Here is a 16856-nt window from a genome sequence, read left to right as displayed (position 1 = left end):
ATATTAAATTAAAGATTTACGTAGTGAAACACTTACTCCTTTTGGTACGTGTGCAACAATTTTTGCTCCTGGTTCGTTCACAGTAACCCATCCTAATCCAGAGAATACAACATCCGTTTTAGGTTCACGAATATTAAATTCGTATTTCACTAGCTCAGGCATATTTGCTAATTCTTCTGGCGTTGGTGGGCTTAGTAAATCCCCGGCATGATTTTTATATAATTCATCTGCTTTCTCAAGCTTTGTACGATGGATTGTTAAGCGATTCGAGAAGTGACAAGTAAATGCACGACGACCACCACTTACATAATCAAAACGTGCCAATCCACTAAAGAATAACGTTTGTTCTTCATTTAATTGGAATACCATCGGCTTAATTTCTTTTGTTGGTGTAATAAGCTTTAAGCTTTGCTTTCCAACATAATGAGCCATTTGGTGGTGGTTAATAATACCTGGCGTATCATATAAAGAAGACTCTTCGTCCAATGGAATATCAATTAAATCAAGTGTTGTTCCTGGGAAATGAGATGTTGTAATTACATTTTCAGTCTCATCACTAAATTCTTTAATCATACGATTAATAAATGTCGATTTCCCTACATTCGTACATCCAACAACATAAACATCTTTGCCGCCGCGATAATACTCAATAGCATCTGCTAGTTCAGCGATTCCTTGTCCCTTCGCTGCACTAATTAAAAAGACATCTTCTGGTTTTAATCCTAGCTGCTTTGCACTATAGCGCATCCAATGTTTTACTTTATCATGTTTTACTGACTTTGGAATTAAATCAGCTTTATTTCCAACAAGTAATACTTTATTATTCCCTACGAAACGATGTAAGCCAGGTAACCAGCTACCATTAAAATCAAAAATATCTACAATTTTGACTACTAATGCATCTGATTTTCCAATTCCATTTAAAATGCGTAGGAAGTCATCATCTGTTAACGATACATCTTGAATTTCATTGTAATGCTTCAAGCGAAAACAACGTTGACAAATAACTTGTTCTTTCTCTAAAGATGAGGCAGGAGCATACCCCACTTCGTTTTTATTTTCTGTTTGAATTTCTACACCGCAACCAATACATTTAATTGTTTCAGTCAAACTTTATTCCTCCCAGTTAATTAAACCTTTTTTCTTCATATTTTTCATAATTCTTCGTTCAATTTTTCGATTAAAACGCGTTACTAATCCGTCCGTTTGTGCTACCGGTACAACTAAAATTGTATGAAGGCCTACTCGGTTGCCACCAAGCACGTCCGTCAGTAACTGATCTCCAATTACTACAACTTCATCTGGCTGCAAACGCATCTCTTGTATCGCACGCTTAAATGCGCGAACAAATGGTTTACGTGCACTATGAATAAATGGAATACCTAATGGATCAGCAAAATCTTTTACACGTTGCTCATTATTATTTGAAACGACCGTTACTTGAATGCCTTGCTCTTTCATTTCCAAGAACCATTTTTCAAGTTGCGGTGTTGCATTGGGACGATCCCATTCAATTAAAGTGTTATCTAAGTCAGTAATAACGCCTTTAATCCCACGTTTTTTTAAATCTTCTGGTTGAACATGATATACATTTTTCACATATTCATTTGGTAAAAATAGTTTCAATTTCTTTCACCTCTTTGAGGATTTTTCATAAAATTTTTCGACAACATTTTTCGATATATAACCTGTGGATAAAATTGTACACATTTTCCACATTAATTTTTCAGTTAATTTGGAATTTACTAACAAACTATACACACTTTATCCACCTAGGTATGTGGATAACCACTCGTTTGTGACTGTCATATTTTTTTGGTACATTAAATGCATCAACGAATCAATCCTTATATTATTAGGAGGTGACTCACCTTGAAAACAAAACATATGGAACAGTTATCCACTGAGTTACTCACTGAGTCTTATTATAAAGCAAAAGAACTAAAATTAAATCCCGACTTCATTTTACTTATAAAACAAGAAATCATTAGACGCTCATTAGAGGACAAGCTTGTCAAATCATCTTGATTACATATAAAGTGAAAGTTTAATCAGCCCTTATCAATTAAACAGTTAAAGGATAATTTATTGGATGCCCTGTAAAAAGAGCCATCCTACGATGGCTCTCGAATAAACAAGTACTCCCATCTAGGGGATTTCATCATTAAGTATCTTTGCCCATAACTCTTACTTACGGTTATAAAAGCTTTTCTTTATTTATGAGCTAAGCGAGTAGCTATTTTTTGACCAAGACGAAGCTCTTGTCCACTCTTTAATTCCTGCACTACTTCTATCATATCTTTTTCAAACAATAACACAACTGTTGAACCAAATGTAAAGTATGCCATTTCTTCACCTTTTTGAACAGTGTCTCTCTCATGCAAAAGCTCAATACTATTAACAAACATGGCACCTACTTTTACAAGAGCCATATGCTCGCCATCACTGCTTACTTCTGTAACAGAACGATAATTTTTTGACAGTGGTTCTTTCCCGTATTCCATACCAGCTGCATTTACCGGATATGATTTTCTACCGAGTACAAATCTTTCAGTCACAGAACCAGAAAGCGGACTATGAATGCGATGATAATGACTTGGACTCAAATAAATTACCATATATGTACCGCCTGCATATCGCGTTGCACGTTCTTCATTACCTAGCATATCCACAATTGAATAGCGCTTTCCTTTAATATCAAATGTTTTTGTATCCTCAATAGGACCTTGATCTGCAAAAACACCATCAACAGGACTAACGATACTCGATGCATCTGTATCAATACTACGCTTTCCTTCTTTTAGCTTACGCGTAAATAATTCATGCAATGTTCTATATTCCTTCAAACCCTTTTCCATCTCATCTTGATTAATTTGAAAAACTTTCGCATACGATGGAATAATGATAGAGCTCAAACGAGATTGTGCAAATTTACGTAATATATAAGAAGTAAAGCGACCATTTGTAAGTTCTATCATAAGTCGATATAATGTACGTCGCAAATTGCGAAACCCCCTAATCAGTCTATAACTTTAGTTTTCCCTTCTTTTCTTTCTATATCATATGTAAAATTGGTTCTTATTCCCACATATCATATAAAGCAGCCTTATTATACATACAGAAAACTAAGTATGGTATTATTCTTAAATTATTTAGCACCTTCTAATATTACAGATAGAATCAGTCATTTTCAACAGTGAACATGTATTTCTTCTTAGCATAACGCGTTTTCTTTTCTTATTTACAATAAGAAAAGCAGCCCATTTTAAATATGGCTGCTTCTAATACACTTTACTCTTTCGCTTTTTTCTCTTTCTCTGCCCTTACAAACTCGTGGAACATTTTCATTAAAGCACGCTTTTCAATCCGTGATACGTAGCTTCTAGAAATACCAAGCGCCTTAGCGATTTCCCGCTGTGTTTTCTCCTTATCTAGCCCAAGTCCAAAACGTTTCACAATCACTTCTTTTTCTCTTTCGTCTAAAATATCGATATACTCTTTAATTTTTTCTAACTCCATACTAAGCTGAATCATATCAATTACATCTTCAGACTCTGATTTTAATATATCAATAAGCGATATTTCATTGCCCTCTTTATCTTGCCCGATCGGATCATGAAGTGAAACATCTTTTTTCGTTTTCTTTAGTACACGTAAATGCATCAAAATTTCATTTTCAATACAGCGTGCTGCATACGTCGCAAGCTTCGTTCCCTTTCCAGCAGAATAGCTCTCGATCGCTTTAATGAGCCCGATCGTACCAATTGAAATTAAATCTTCTGCATCTTCTCCTGTGTTCTCAAATTTTTTAACGATATGAGCTACAAGCCGTAAATTATGTTCAATTAAAAGATTTCTCGCTTGAGCATCACCTTGCTCCATTAACTCTAAGTACTTTCTCTCATCATCTGATGATAACGGCTGCGGGAACGCATTATTCTTCACATAAGAAACAAAGACAAACACTTCTCGAACCATATATCCAATTGCGGCGAATAGACTCAAACCTTTCACCTCCGCCAAAATAGTGGTCTTTATTATGTGTATGTGGGCGTGAGGTTGTTTGTGTCTGTACAGTTTATTTATAAAACTCAACACTTCCAACATTTAAAATAATTTATTGTTATATTATAATTATATAAAATTGTTATTTATATATGAATATGCTATTAAAGGGGACATTATTCATGATTACATTAGAACGATTATTAAATGTAACAATTTATTTAGGGGTATTTTTACTTTTCATTTCGTTCATTACTTTTGTTATTAAAAGAGGGCCTGATTTATTATTTTTTCAATTTGGAATTTCTTTATTTTTTGGAGCTCAAATTATAACTGGAATAAAATTTTTTCATAACTATGGTTTCTCGTTTCACTCAAAACTAGAACTACTTATCTTTATTTTCTATGTAATTGGAATTATTACATGTATACTATTGTTCTTTCATTTTCAAAATCTGTATCGAATTTTTTTATTAATTTGTAGTTTTTTATTTTTAACTGGATCCAATTATTACTTTAAAGAAACATTAAATTTTAGTAAAAAAACTCCAAAGCAACATAAAACTTTTTTAAGTACACAAGAAGACTCTTTTCCAAAAGAAGTCCGTAAATTTTCAGAGGATTACAATAACATAATAAGGAATGACTTTTATGAAATACCGATGATTCCTACTGAATTACAGATTACAAGCAAAAAAGATTCTTCCCATAGTACATCTTTCTTAGTTGAACTTCATAATAGCGAGAATGAAATTACTGATGACTCTGTACAATTAACTCCATCAGACCGTTTTTATGTGCTGTTAAATACACAAAAAACAAAAATATCAAAAATAGTATATGAAGGGCAGAATTTTTTCACATTTACAGTCACACTAAAGGCTCTTAATTTACAGCAAGAACCAGAAATTCATAATATGTTTTTAGAAATAGATAAACGTAGAGCGATAAATCTTCTTAATTTTGAAATTAAATCCCATACTAAAGAATGGAAAGTAATATTTAAAAGTGATAGTTCTCATTCCAATCTTCCTATCACATTTACTTTTGAAAAGCGAACAGGCAAATTATAAAAATAAAAAGAGTTATTTTCTTTGAAAAATAACTCTTTTTATTTTACTTACTCCAAATCTTTCTCCCAGTTTGGGCATCAATATAACGAATTTCCCGACTACAATCAAAAGGTTCTTTATGTTTTTCATCTGTCGTTTGTTTGTACAGTAGTTTGTATTTCGTTTCCTCTGCATCATGATCTACAAACCATTCTAATTTAACTCGGATAGCCGCTCTGTATATTTCTAACGCTTTTTCTTTTGTTACTTTTGGTGTTGTTTCATATGTAAGTAATTTTTTTATAAAGTTGCTAGACTCCCCCGAGTAGTGCATAACAGCACCATTTTCTGCATTGATGTTGATCATAAATTGGTTATACTCTGCCGGAATATCATTTATATATACAGAAAAGATAAATCTTTCAATCCCATCTTCTTCTGCTTCACGTTCCTCCCAAAGACGCAGATATTGTTTGATATCTGGAATAACTCGTTCTAAAAATTGAAGTGCTTTTTGTAAACATTCCTCTCTAGACAGTATTTGCTTTACTTCTTTATCATCTGTCAGTTTTATAAAACCAGTTAATTCATTGGTTAATTTATCAATTGTAACGCTAACTAAATTATTATATTTCAACATCGGTAAATGCTTGTTAAAGAATTCATTCATTAAATATGGATTCTTTTCTTCTTTCTGTTTTTGTAATTCCTCTTTCGGAACAAATTTCATCCTTATTTCATCATCATTTTCCGTCTCAACTACTTTTGTAAAACTTTCTTTATCCCAGTCAAATAAATCGAATACATCATCTTGTTGGCTACCCTTTTTTTGTTTTCTAACAGCCACTGTTGGCGGTAATTTATAATGATCTGGTCCAAATAAATCTTTACCTGTACTTGCATCAATAAATACATGACTAGGTTCTGGTACATACACAAGGTGGTACCCTTTTACTTCTTCTCCATTTTCATATTTACATAAAGAATGTGTTAAATCTACAAATACAAGCCTCATATCTTGTTTGGCCTTTAAGTTGTCTAAAACGATATTCTCCTCAACAATCTCACTTGGCCATAACGGCTTTTCTTTTATGCTTTCTCGTCCGTTATAATGAAAATTCACAACATTCCCTGAAGGATGCACTTGCACCACACATCCTGTATCCGGTAATGGATATCCATTTACTTCTTGCATATAATTTATTTCTTTCCAGCCACGCCAATCATCCTGGATAGTTACATATGTATAAAACTCTAATCCTTCTTCCACATGTTTTTTTATAAATACATTTGCAATCTCTCTTACCCTATTCTCCTCTATAACTTCCTTATCACTCGAAAAATAATTTCCATCATCTATCCTAAATTCAATTAAATTACCAGTATGTCTATTCAATGTAATTTGTATCGTTCTCTCCTGATCCTCTTTATGCTCCCACCATAATAGATGATACGGGTCATCAACCCCTTCTTGATCATCTACAACAAGACTATATTCATCTGGAATGTTAATAATATGAGCCACTCGCTCTTTTCTTTCCTTATCTTTTTGATTCATCATACCGCTCCCTTTATTACATTTTAAGGTAATTATAACAAACAAAACCAAGGAACTATAAAAAAAGACTAGAGATATCTCTAGTCTTTTACTTCGTCTCACGATGTAACGTTACTCGCTTTAATCGTGGACAATATTTTTTTAGTTCGATGCGTTCTGGATTGTTTCGTTTATTTTTCTTAGAAATGTAATTACGATCGCCGCACTCCGTACAAGCTAATGTAATATTTACACGCATATTTAATTCTCCTTTCTTTCAAAGATCGCAACTAAAACGTAATGATTACGATTTATATATTATAAAACTTCATTCTATTTGTCAATTGCAAAAACAAGAAGATTCCATTTAGAATCCCCTTGTTTTTATAGTTAAATAAATTTTGTCCCGCATTAACGGGCAGTAAGACCCCCACTAATTAAAAGTTTCACTTTATTAAAACGATTCGTATGTAACAAATTCACTAATCGGCTTTCGATATCCTCGTGGGCGAGTTTTAGTCATATCACTTTTTCCTATCGTAATCATTAAAACAGGTACTATATGCTCCGGCATATTTAATTCACTTTGTACTGCTTTTTCATCGAAACCAATCATTGGACATGTATCATAGCCATAATATTTAGCTGCGTACATAAAAGTCATCGCGCTTAACGAAGCATTTCTAATCGCTTCATCCTCCATGAAACGCTCTCCTTTTCCTTCATATAAACCTTTCGTTTGCCTAATTGTATCTTCATATTCACATTCATCAATCATTTTTAAAACTTTCATACCGAAGTAAATATTTTCAACATTTTGGTATGCTTTTTTATCACCACAAACGAGCACTACCGCTGATGCACTCGATACTTTATATTGACCGAAAGCTAATTCTTTTAATCTTTCTTTTCGCTCTTGATCACGAATTACAACATAATGTGTGTGCTGCAAATTATAGCAAGATGGAGAAAGCTTAGTTAACTCAAATATTTTTTTAAAATCCTCATTAGGGATTTCTATACCTTGTATAAATTTCATTGCAGAACGTCTAGCGATTGCTAATTCTTCAAAGTTCACCATATATCCTCCTCAATAACTATAAATTCAAATATACATTAATTTATACAAATAGATAAATCAAATAAAAACACTTTAAATCCGAATAATAATTATGATTAACAGCAAAAAAGACAAAAAGCTGAAACAATTAGTTCATACGAAATTCACACGAATCTATTACTATAGAAACTGTACATAGTGAACTTATTAACAATCACGTTTATTTATATAAAATCTTACTCGAAAGGAGTTGAAAGTATGAAAACTAAATATCGCTTTATGATCTCATCATTTGCTGCTTGCGCTTATATGATTTGGTATTTAGTATAATAACGACCTCACTTGCAAATAGGAAAAGGTGTGTATATAAATGGAATATAATCAATCAACAGTTAACTACTGGAAAGCTTTTGTATTACCATATACATTTGCTTTAGAAGAGTTAAAAACTAAATTTGAAATTATGAACCGGGAAGCTCAATTTCTAGAGGATTACAACCCGTTTGAACATATAAAAACAAGACTAAAACAACCTGAAAGTATTATTAAAAAACTAGAGCGCAAAAGCTTATTACCAACAGTTGAAAACGCTCAAACACATTTACAAGATATTATTGGTATTCGTATTACATGTTGCTTCGTAGAAGATATCTATCATTTGAAAGAAGTCATTCAAAAACGCGAAGATATGGAAGTCATAGAAGTAAAAGATTATATCGCTAACCCAAAACGAAACGGATATAAAAGTTTACACATGATTATTAAATACCCTTTATCACTAAATTCTGGTACAAAAGATGTATTTGCAGAAATTCAGTTACGTACACTAGCAATGGACTTTTGGGCAAGTTTAGAACACAAACTTTATTATAAATATGAAGGGAAAATACCGGAGTATTTAAAAGATGAACTACATGATGCAGCAATGAAAGCTGAAGATCTTGATAATAAAATGGCCACAATCCGTCAAGATATTGATGATATTGAGGCATGCTCAAATCAAATTATGCTACCACTATAAAAAAAGGTTCTCGCCAATGAGAACCTTTTTTCTACCATTTTGGGAAGTACGACTCCTACACTTATTAAAGTTTCACGTTATTTTTTCTCTATTGTTCGAACCTCTTCAATCTTCCATTTATCCTCTTCTTTTCCAAGGGCATACTGTACTTTCTTTTGAAGAGTGATACTGTCGTCTACTTCCTTTTCTTTCGTTTCAACAATAACATACCCTACTTTACTAACTTTCATATCTATATGTTCCAATTCAATTTTCTTACTTCCCTTTTGAAATGCGGCTTCTTTTTGTGTTTTTAAGTCTTCAGCACTAGGCATCTTCTTTGAAAATAACTCCATATGTTCTGCAAGATTTTTTTCATTCGTCGTTCGCACAAATGTATGAATAACATCTTGAATAGATCTCTCTTCTTCTTTTGTTATTTGTACCTTTTCCTCAGTTTTTTTAGTAGTAGATTTTTGTTCTACATTATTCTCTTCTTGTTGACATCCAACTAGTAATACTACAAATACTAAAAGGAATCTTAATTTCCTAAATAACTTTTTCATATTCCCAACTCCTAAAAAGAAAAGTGAGGCATTTCGCCTCACTTTCGCTCTTAATTAGCGTCTTCCTTTATTCGGATCGCCACCGCCAACAATATCAAAGACACGTTTCGCTATATTTGTATTCTCTTGAACGCCAGAGAACAAGTATTTACCTGGACCAAATGCATATACGTTTACATCTTCCCCTGTATGTCCACCCGTTGTCCAGCCTGTAACCGAGCGCTTATTGAAAATATCTTCAATTGCATTATCAATCTTTGTTACATCTTTTGAAGGAGCTATATCATTTACAGCTTGAATTTCTTCTGGAGTTAATTGTAAATCAATATACTTTTTCAATGTTTCTTCTACATTTGCACCTTTTGCAATCTCATTTGCCATAAAGTCTGGTGTACGCTTTGCAGCTTTAATTGGATCTACTTTAAAGTTATACTCGCCATTGGCACCTAAAGATAATCCACCAGTAGCGTGATCTGCCGTTGCAACAACTAACGTATTTTTATCTTTTTTCGCAAACTCAATCGCTGCTTTGAAAGCTTTTTCGAAGTCTTCCATTTCACTCATTGCACCAACAATATCATTATCATGTCCAGCCCAGTCGATTTGACTTCCTTCCACCATTAAGAAGAAACCATTTTTATTTTTGTTCAAACGCTCAATTGCTGCATTAGTCATTTCTTCTAATGAAGGTGTTTTCTCATTACGGTCAATCATTTTATCTAATCCACCTGGTGCAAATAAACCAAGAATTTGATCATTTTTATCATTTAACAATTGATCTCGATCCGTTACATAGCTATAACCAGATTTCTTGAACTCTTCTGTAAGATTACGATCTTTTCTAACAAAGTTCTTTACGCCACCGCCAAGCATAACATCTACTTTATGCTTCCCTTTAATTTTCTCATCAAAATAATCATTTGCAATTGCGTCCATATTTTTACGGCTAATGTCATGCGCACCGAAAGCAGCTGGTGTTGCATGTGTAATTTCAGAAGTTGCAACGAGTCCCGTTGATTTCCCTTTTTCTTTCGCTTGCTCAAGAACTGTTTTCACTTCCGCTTTATCATTATCAACTGCAATTGCAGCATTATATGTTTTAATCCCTGCTGACATAGCTGTTGCTGCCGATGCAGAGTCTGTAATATTTTCATGTTCATCTTCTGGGTATGTTTTTTGTGTTCCTACAAGATGCTTATCAAATTCTGTAGATTCCATTTCAAAGGTTTTTGGATTATCTTTCATATAACGGTGAGCCGTCATATATGAAGGGCCCATACCATCCCCAATTAATACGATAACATTTTTAATCTTTGCATTGCTTCCGTTCTCATCTGCATTAACCTCACTAGAACGAGTAAAATTCCATGTTGCTACCGAAGTAACTGCTAATGATGCCACAACTGCAAATGGCCATGCTTTTTTCACAAACTTTTTCACTGTCTTGTCCCCCTAATTAGGTTATTCATTTCCCACTATCAAATTTAATGGAAGACTATTAAGAGAAAATTAGCTGTATGTAAATTTTCTGTTAACTTATGTAAATATCAGTTATAATTTGTATAACTTTGTCTTTTTGTATCAATCATCCCGCCCTTTACAATTTAAATATAAACAAGTTGAATTTCATTTAACGTAAATCTCTTTTTTTACATTTTGACTCTATTTTTATGAAAATAAATAGAAATGCGGTGAGCCTTTATGAAAATAGTAAAGCTAAATGAGTCTTTTATTTTTGAATTACTTAATCTTTGCAAATCTGTTGGATGGTTACACGATGAAATTTTTATGAAAAAACAATTCGAAATGTATCTTTCTATCGGCACACTTGTAGGTTACATTCATGAAAACAAACTCATTGCGACTGGAGGAGTATTTCCCTTTCCAAGTAACTTCGCTTCCATTGGTATGTTAATCGTTCACCCTAATTTTCAAGGACGCGGATTAGGGCGCATGTTGCTAAATCATTGCTTGGAACAAATTCATCCAAAACAACCCATTGCACTTATTGCGACAAAAGCTGGCGAACCTCTATACACATCATGTGGATTTCAAACAGCAACAACGATTCATCGTTTTGAAAAGCAGACTATTAAGACGTATCCTTCTCACTTACAACAAGTACAAGAAGAAGACCTTATATCTCTTACTTCTCTGGATCAAATTGCAACTGGTATGAATCGTTCTCTACTTTACTCTTTGCTATTACCAAGGGTCGTATACTCTTTTAAAATTGAAAGAAATAACTGTATAGAAGCTTTTTCATTATGCATACAAAAGGGCAATATATTATGTATCAATCCACTTATCGCCAAGCAAGAAGAAGATGCTATCCAATTATTAAAAAAGATATGTGAATGTTGGAATGGTATAGTACGAATTGATGTTCCACACTCACAATTTACATTTCGTCAATTTCTTCAAACAGAAAATTTCCAAGAAACGCTCCTTTCACCTCTTATGATAAAAAATGGTAGCCAACTTCCTGGAAATCGTAATATGCTATTTGCTATGATAGATACAGCGTTATGTTAGAAAGGAGACACCTAATTGAAGCGATTTAGCTATTTTATGGTAGGTTGTCTTACTCTTACACTATTAGTAGGATGTAGTGCAGCAGAAAAGCCAGTAGAACAAGTAAAACAAGTTAAAAATACAATTACAGCGAAACTAGCTACCGAGGAAAAAATGGTAGAAATAGATGGTCAAACCATTTACTTTAAAAAGATTGGTAATGAAAAACCACCTTTACTTATGATTCATGGCTTTGGAGGGTCATCAGATGGTTTTCAAAAGATTTACTCCGATTTAGCAAAAGATCATACAATTATTTCTGTAGATGCTTTAGGATTCGGGCGCTCATCTAAGCCAATGGATTTTTATTATTCTTTTCCAACTCATGCAAATTTGTATTATAAATTAATGAAAAAACTAGGGTATGATTCATTCGCAATACTGGGGCATTCCATGGGGGGAGAAATTTCTCTAAATTTAACATATTTATATCCTGAAGCAGTTACTCACCTTATTTTAACTGATGCTACAGGTGGCCCTCATACATTCGTTAATAAACAAGGCTCACCAAAACCACAATTGTCGACTGATTTAAATGCCGTTTCTTCTATTACAGATTATGATGAAAGCAAAGTGAAATTCAAACGTAATGATGAAGAGCATTATAATAAAATGAAATTATGGCCTAGACGTCTTAAAATTAATGCAAATGAAATAAAACAGCCAACTTTAATTATATGGGGCAGAAATGATAGTAGCGTTTCCTGGAAAGAAGGAGAAACGTATCATCAATTCTTAAAAAATAGCACTTTACATATTATTGAAAAAGGTTATCATGCACCATTTCGCCAAGAACCACAAGAATTTGTCGGGTATGTAAAAGATTTCTTTAAGAACAATCCGATTAAAGTTGAAAAATAACATAAACGGGTATCTCAAAATGAGATACCCGTTTTCATATATTAAGCAGCTTGCTTTTGGCGTTTTGGCGTTTTTGATCCTAATACTTTCGGGATAACGAAGCCATCCATTCCAAATTTCCCAGCGTTCATACCGGAAACAAGAACAAACATAGATAAGATAACCATCTCAGGGTTCACACCAATTGACCCACTAAACATATAGGAAAAGTTCATTACAAGACCAAAAAAGACCGCTGTTTTTGTTAAACAGCCTACAATTAAACCAATTCCGACTAAAATTTCTCCCCATGTTACAAGTGTATTAAACAAATCTACATTTGGAATTGCAAATTCTTGTAAGAATGATGCCCACCAAGATTGAACAGCCGGTTGTGCACCTTTAGATTTTTCAATTGCCCCTTGCAAATAACCTGTTGCATCGAATCCTTTTCCTTGTAGTTTACCGATTCCAGCCATTAACCATGTGTAACCAAGATATACTCGAATTACTGCTAATGCAAAAGAAACTGCTTTGTTTTCTCTTAAAAATTGAATAACCATATCTTCCTCCTAAAGTTGTAATTAAGTTAGTTACAGATAATATAATAACATTAGTTACTTATTTTTCAAACGTTAATTATGAATAATCTGTGACATGCGTATGAAACATTAAAAACTAACGTTTATATAGTAACTTTTATTACCTGTAAAAACTTGAACATATCATACCACAAGTGATAACCATTTTCATTGAAAAAATGTAAAAAAAATGTGAGTTAAATGTGAAACACGTTTATTCGAATATAGAATAAACGTGTTTCACACTAATTATAGAATCGAAATGTATGTGTCTCCTCATCAATTAAACTCGCTTCTTGAAAGGCTTCTTCTAACGTTTTCCCATGGTTAATAACCCCATAAAATAAACGTATAGTAAACATAAGTGCTGCATTTCCATCTACATAATCAATCGATCCAATATATGATTTCGCACCACTATGTAAAAAAGATTTTGCTAGATTTTGCTCCCCTAACGTGCACCCGCTATTTACAATATGTGTATTATGCAATTTTGCATATTTATAAATTTCTTCTGTACCAAAATACCCTCTCGGTTCATCTTGTTCATATACTTCTTCGCCTAACTCTTCCATGACAAACTTCCCTTCTTCACCATGAAAGCAAAAAATAATATAATTAATATCGTTAAATAAGTTCTTTCCAGAAAGAACTTCCACAAAATCTTTCGGTCTACCAATCCAATATGTCACAACCCTTGCACCAAAATATTCAAGAGATGCTCGGATTGATTGCGCCTCTAAATCCGAATTAAAACCAACTACTAATGCAATATTCAACATACAACCCCCATCCTATAATCAGCCCTTATCAATCAGAATTTTATGGGATAAATCCATTTCATATATGCCCGTTTCTTTCAAAAAATCTGATCTAGTTAAAACGACTTTCTGTAAATATTGCCTATATGCTGTAATTGTTCCATCGTGAGATACAATGCAAATTCTTTCAGCACCCAGTTCATAACACCAAAGAAGAAATTTATCTACTATTTGCTGAAAACTATTCTCTGAAATAGTGTTTATACCTTCCTTCCATAACTGATTATTTGAGCTTTTCTCTATCGAAAAATGCGGAAATAACTTTGTTATCATTCCCTGATCTACTATATAATCGCACGGTAATGTTCTCGCTTCTTCTCGATAAGGAAAAATACGCGGAGATACATATGGATGAACGATTTTTTGACAAGCAACTTTCGCACTCCATATTGTCGCCGTTTGCAAAGTTCTAAGTGTAGGACTAGCAATTAATATATCCGCCTCTTGTAATGGCACATTGCATTGAAGTAATTTAGCCTGATTCCTTCCTTCATCCGTCAATGGCGGATGAAGCACTTTTAAACTTGATGGCAAATCCCTTGTATGTTCTCCTTCCCCGTGCCGAACAAAGACGATTTTCATCCCCTTCCTCCTCTCATTATGAAATCCTCTTACATATTTCTTCCCTATCTCATACTTTATTCCTGCTATATGAAAAACTGATATGTAAAACACTTTTTACAAGGGAGAAGTGAATCAAAAAATATAAAATGGATAACCATCTTAATTGGAATGATTATATGGGGATACATAAATGGATTTTTTAGTAGTGATAAAGTGAAACTTTAATCCGTGGGGGTTTTGTTCATCCCCCCACGGATTATTAGTTGAACCAATCGGGCTTTTACGGACAGTTGATCCCCACCTAACTTCTTTGCCTCCGCTGAATTTTGAGGTGGGGGTCTTACTGCCCGTTAATGCGGGATAAAACTGCTAATCCTTGGATTACAGATGATGAACGTGAAACAAAAATTAAACAAAAAGCAATTACGGCAAGCTGGTCCGGTGTTTTTATGTTTTGTACCATTAGCCTCTTAAATAAATGGTTAGGTTTAAGCACAAATGATAACTCACCGTACTTACCAGACCCTATCGCAGCTATTTTAAAGGCAAATGTAGAGTTACAAGTTTTACTCATGCTATTTGTTATGTATGGAATATTTTACTTACATTATCGAAGAAAATTAAGTGCCTAACTTCTAACTCATGATTATCCTCCTAAATGGTTATAGTAATCATGACAAAATGAAAGGAGAGATATAAACATGAGTAACTCGAATGAATTTTTAGATACACTACATGAAAAACAAGCAAAAGATGAACAAAATAGAAAGCGCCAAGGGAACGGAAACCCAGCGAAAAAAAAGCCAAATAAAACACATAAATAACAGTAAAAAACTGCCTAAAACAATCTTTTAGGCAGTTTTTTATTCTTCTTTTACCGAGATAACATTTCCCCAATTCCATCTCTCATAATACCATTCTGGTACATCTATATTTTCAATCCACTTCATTTCATGCTTTCCATCCTTATGAGCAAGCCATACATCCGCTTTCTTACGGTCTGAACGTATCCAAATTAATTGATTACTCTTCTTCATGAAGATCGGGTGGTAATCCCCTTGCTTGTTCGTTTTCTTTGTGATTTGATGCTGTGCATTACTTGTACTATCGACCTCATATAAAGATGGTAGTGGCCTTTTTTCTGGTGGAGTTTCTATCCCTGCCTCTTTTGCTCGTGAAACGATAATTACTCTATCGTTCTTCCATACAAAATCCCAATCAACATATCCTTTCGGCGTAAATATGTTCTGCTGAAGTGCTGGCAATTCCTTTACTTTTAAATGTTTATTTTCTAATGCAACTCTTCCGCTCCCTTCAATATAAGCTAATATATTTTTTGATGGTGCCCATTGAAACCATTGTGCGTTTAATAACATTTGATCTACTTTTTCAAACCGACTGCCGTCTGCACGAACTAAGCAAAGCGTATTACTATCAGCTGACCATGAAGCTGTCGGTACTGCTAAAAATGAAATCCACTTTTGATCTGGTGACCACTTAAAGCCACTTGCTACTAGCGCTAGGAAATCATCGTGTTCATTTGGCAATGCATACAAATGCTTCATTTTGTGAGGATTCATATGTGCATCTTTTTGCACTTCATATAGCTGAGCCCCTGTCCATCCTGTTGGAAGTAAGTGCGCTTCAGAGGATACAAGAAAGTTCTTTCCATCGGGGTACCATGCATAATCCCCTACACCAGCCGATACATTTTCAAAATCTGCATTCTTTTTTTCTACATCAAATGTATTTAATGTACCTGTAAATATAAATGCAATTATATTTTCTGTTGGTGACCATTGATAATTCGATGCTTCTGAGTGAAACGGCGTAACTTTCTTTCCATCTTTCAGCCGATATAACTCAAGAATATTTTGTTTCTCCCCTTTTACATATGCCAGCCATTCTCCATCATGTGACCACTTTGGCCCTGTTATGTTCTCTCCTTTTGTAAGTTGTTTTTCTTTCCCATCAACTTTAATCCAAAGGTTATGATGACGAATAAAAGCAACTTTCACACTATTATTTTCTGCGCTAGTAATAGCGATAGAACATAAAAACATAAACAACACTACACTACCACTTACTATTAGCCTTTTCATACCATCACTCCATTTCCCTCATAGCATTCCTCACTTTCTTCCTACAATATGTGAAAAATATCGATTCGACATAATCAGAAAAAATCCCCCAAGAAATTTCCAATTCATAGAGGATTGGTATGAATTATGTCGAAAGTATAGTTTAGCCAACATT

Annotated in this window: 20 protein-coding genes; 7 read left to right on the top strand and 13 right to left on the bottom strand. The window is 33.6% G+C overall.

From position 1 onward, the window contains the following. Window positions 1-3 precede the first annotated feature (3 nt). Both yqeH and BLT20_RS05500 read right to left on the bottom strand, forming a co-directional pair. Window positions 4-1110, bottom strand: coding sequence for a ribosome biogenesis GTPase YqeH (gene yqeH / locus BLT20_RS05505; RefSeq protein WP_000140799.1), 1107 nt, complete (start codon window positions 1108-1110; stop codon window positions 4-6). Between the two features lie 3 nt (window positions 1111-1113). Then, on the bottom strand, window positions 1114-1626 hold the full coding sequence (locus BLT20_RS05500) for a YqeG family HAD IIIA-type phosphatase (RefSeq protein ID WP_000765314.1): 513 nt from the start codon (window positions 1624-1626) through the stop codon (window positions 1114-1116). A 246-nt stretch (window positions 1627-1872) separates the two neighbouring features. Here BLT20_RS05500 and BLT20_RS05495 point away from each other — a divergent pair, with 246 nt between their 5' ends. Further along, window positions 1873-2028, top strand: a complete 156-nt coding sequence (locus tag BLT20_RS05495) for a sporulation histidine kinase inhibitor Sda (RefSeq protein ID WP_000850094.1) — start codon at window positions 1873-1875, stop codon at window positions 2026-2028. Between the two features lie 185 nt (window positions 2029-2213). Here the strand turns inward: BLT20_RS05495 and BLT20_RS05490 are convergent, their stop codons facing one another. Then, entirely contained in the window at window positions 2214-3002 is a 789-nt protein-coding gene (locus tag BLT20_RS05490; RefSeq protein WP_001255003.1) for a phosphatidylserine decarboxylase, read from the bottom strand. Between the two features lie 289 nt (window positions 3003-3291). Continuing rightward, window positions 3292-4005 carry an RNA polymerase sporulation sigma factor SigK gene (gene sigK, locus BLT20_RS05485; RefSeq protein WP_000051382.1) on the bottom strand — a complete coding sequence of 238 codons (714 nt, stop codon included), beginning with the start codon at window positions 4003-4005 and terminating at the stop codon, window positions 3292-3294. Between the two features lie 152 nt (window positions 4006-4157). On the opposite strand from sigK, the gene BLT20_RS05480 reads away from it, so the two are divergent. After that, window positions 4158-5078, top strand: a complete 921-nt coding sequence (locus BLT20_RS05480) for a hypothetical protein (RefSeq protein ID WP_002026356.1) — start codon at window positions 4158-4160, stop codon at window positions 5076-5078. Window positions 5079-5121: 43 nt separating this feature from the next. On the opposite strand, the gene BLT20_RS05475 is transcribed toward BLT20_RS05480, so the two are convergent. The 3 genes from BLT20_RS05475 to BLT20_RS05465 form a co-directional block, all read right to left on the bottom strand. Then, entirely contained in the window at window positions 5122-6618 is a 1497-nt protein-coding gene (locus BLT20_RS05475) for a YcdB/YcdC domain-containing protein (protein WP_002026355.1), read from the bottom strand. Window positions 6619-6703: 85 nt separating this feature from the next. After that, window positions 6704-6853 (bottom strand): 50S ribosomal protein L33, encoded by a 150-nt coding sequence (rpmG, locus tag BLT20_RS05470; protein WP_001265617.1) that lies wholly within the window; start codon window positions 6851-6853, stop codon window positions 6704-6706. A gap of 195 nt (window positions 6854-7048) precedes the next feature. Next, entirely contained in the window at window positions 7049-7675 is a 627-nt protein-coding gene (locus BLT20_RS05465; protein ID WP_000245983.1) for a nitroreductase family protein, read from the bottom strand. Window positions 7676-8024: 349 nt separating this feature from the next. Between BLT20_RS05465 and BLT20_RS05460 the strand changes: the two genes are divergently transcribed. Further along, a complete protein-coding gene (locus tag BLT20_RS05460) occupies window positions 8025-8675 on the top strand; it encodes a GTP pyrophosphokinase (protein ID WP_000456230.1) in 651 nt (216 codons plus the stop codon). Window positions 8676-8752: 77 nt separating this feature from the next. Here the strand turns inward: BLT20_RS05460 and BLT20_RS05455 are convergent, their stop codons facing one another. Together BLT20_RS05455 and BLT20_RS05450 are read right to left on the bottom strand one after the other, a co-directional pair. Beyond that, a complete protein-coding gene (locus tag BLT20_RS05455) occupies window positions 8753-9220 on the bottom strand; it encodes a hypothetical protein (RefSeq protein ID WP_000732797.1) in 468 nt (155 codons plus the stop codon). 54 nt (window positions 9221-9274) lie between these two features. Beyond that, window positions 9275-10660, bottom strand: coding sequence for an alkaline phosphatase (locus BLT20_RS05450; protein WP_000714912.1), 1386 nt, complete (start codon window positions 10658-10660; stop codon window positions 9275-9277). Between the two features lie 261 nt (window positions 10661-10921). Between BLT20_RS05450 and BLT20_RS05445 the strand changes: the two genes are divergently transcribed. Together BLT20_RS05445 and BLT20_RS05440 are read left to right on the top strand one after the other, a co-directional pair. Then, window positions 10922-11755, top strand: a complete 834-nt coding sequence (locus BLT20_RS05445) for a GNAT family N-acetyltransferase (protein ID WP_000706688.1) — start codon at window positions 10922-10924, stop codon at window positions 11753-11755. A gap of 15 nt (window positions 11756-11770) precedes the next feature. Then, entirely contained in the window at window positions 11771-12655 is an 885-nt protein-coding gene (locus BLT20_RS05440) for an alpha/beta fold hydrolase (RefSeq protein ID WP_000819810.1), read from the top strand. 41 nt (window positions 12656-12696) lie between these two features. Here BLT20_RS05440 and BLT20_RS05435 read toward each other — a convergent pair whose 3' ends face one another. The 3 genes from BLT20_RS05435 to BLT20_RS05425 all read right to left on the bottom strand — a co-directional run bounded on the left by BLT20_RS05435 (window position 12697) and on the right by BLT20_RS05425 (window position 14618). Beyond that, a complete protein-coding gene (locus BLT20_RS05435; RefSeq protein ID WP_000236592.1) occupies window positions 12697-13197 on the bottom strand; it encodes a DoxX family protein in 501 nt (166 codons plus the stop codon). Between the two features lie 263 nt (window positions 13198-13460). Continuing rightward, window positions 13461-13997, bottom strand: coding sequence for a hypothetical protein (locus BLT20_RS05430; protein ID WP_000931925.1), 537 nt, complete (start codon window positions 13995-13997; stop codon window positions 13461-13463). 18 nt (window positions 13998-14015) lie between these two features. Beyond that, on the bottom strand, window positions 14016-14618 hold the full coding sequence (locus BLT20_RS05425) for a histidine phosphatase family protein (RefSeq protein ID WP_000706238.1): 603 nt from the start codon (window positions 14616-14618) through the stop codon (window positions 14016-14018). Between the two features lie 335 nt (window positions 14619-14953). Between BLT20_RS05425 and BLT20_RS05415 the strand changes: the two genes are divergently transcribed. After that, the gene (locus tag BLT20_RS05415; protein ID WP_002026353.1) at window positions 14954-15232 is read left to right on the top strand and encodes a hypothetical protein; all 279 of its coding nucleotides are present in this window, start codon (window positions 14954-14956) and stop codon (window positions 15230-15232) included. 69 nt (window positions 15233-15301) lie between these two features. Next, window positions 15302-15424 carry a DUF4023 domain-containing protein gene (locus BLT20_RS05410; protein WP_000071866.1) on the top strand — a complete coding sequence of 41 codons (123 nt, stop codon included), beginning with the start codon at window positions 15302-15304 and terminating at the stop codon, window positions 15422-15424. A gap of 39 nt (window positions 15425-15463) precedes the next feature. On the opposite strand, the gene BLT20_RS05405 is transcribed toward BLT20_RS05410, so the two are convergent. Then, window positions 15464-16702: a TolB family protein gene (locus BLT20_RS05405; RefSeq protein ID WP_000825719.1), complete on the bottom strand. Its 1239-nt coding sequence runs from the start codon at window positions 16700-16702 to the stop codon at window positions 15464-15466. Between the last annotated feature and the right edge of the window lie 154 nt (window positions 16703-16856).

Source organism: Bacillus sp. cl96, from assembly GCF_900100505.1.
Classification (GTDB): Bacteria; Bacillota; Bacilli; order Bacillales; family Bacillaceae_G; genus Bacillus_A; species Bacillus_A cereus.
Note: the sequence above shows the minus strand (reverse complement) of the source record. Positions and strands in the feature narration are given on the sequence as shown.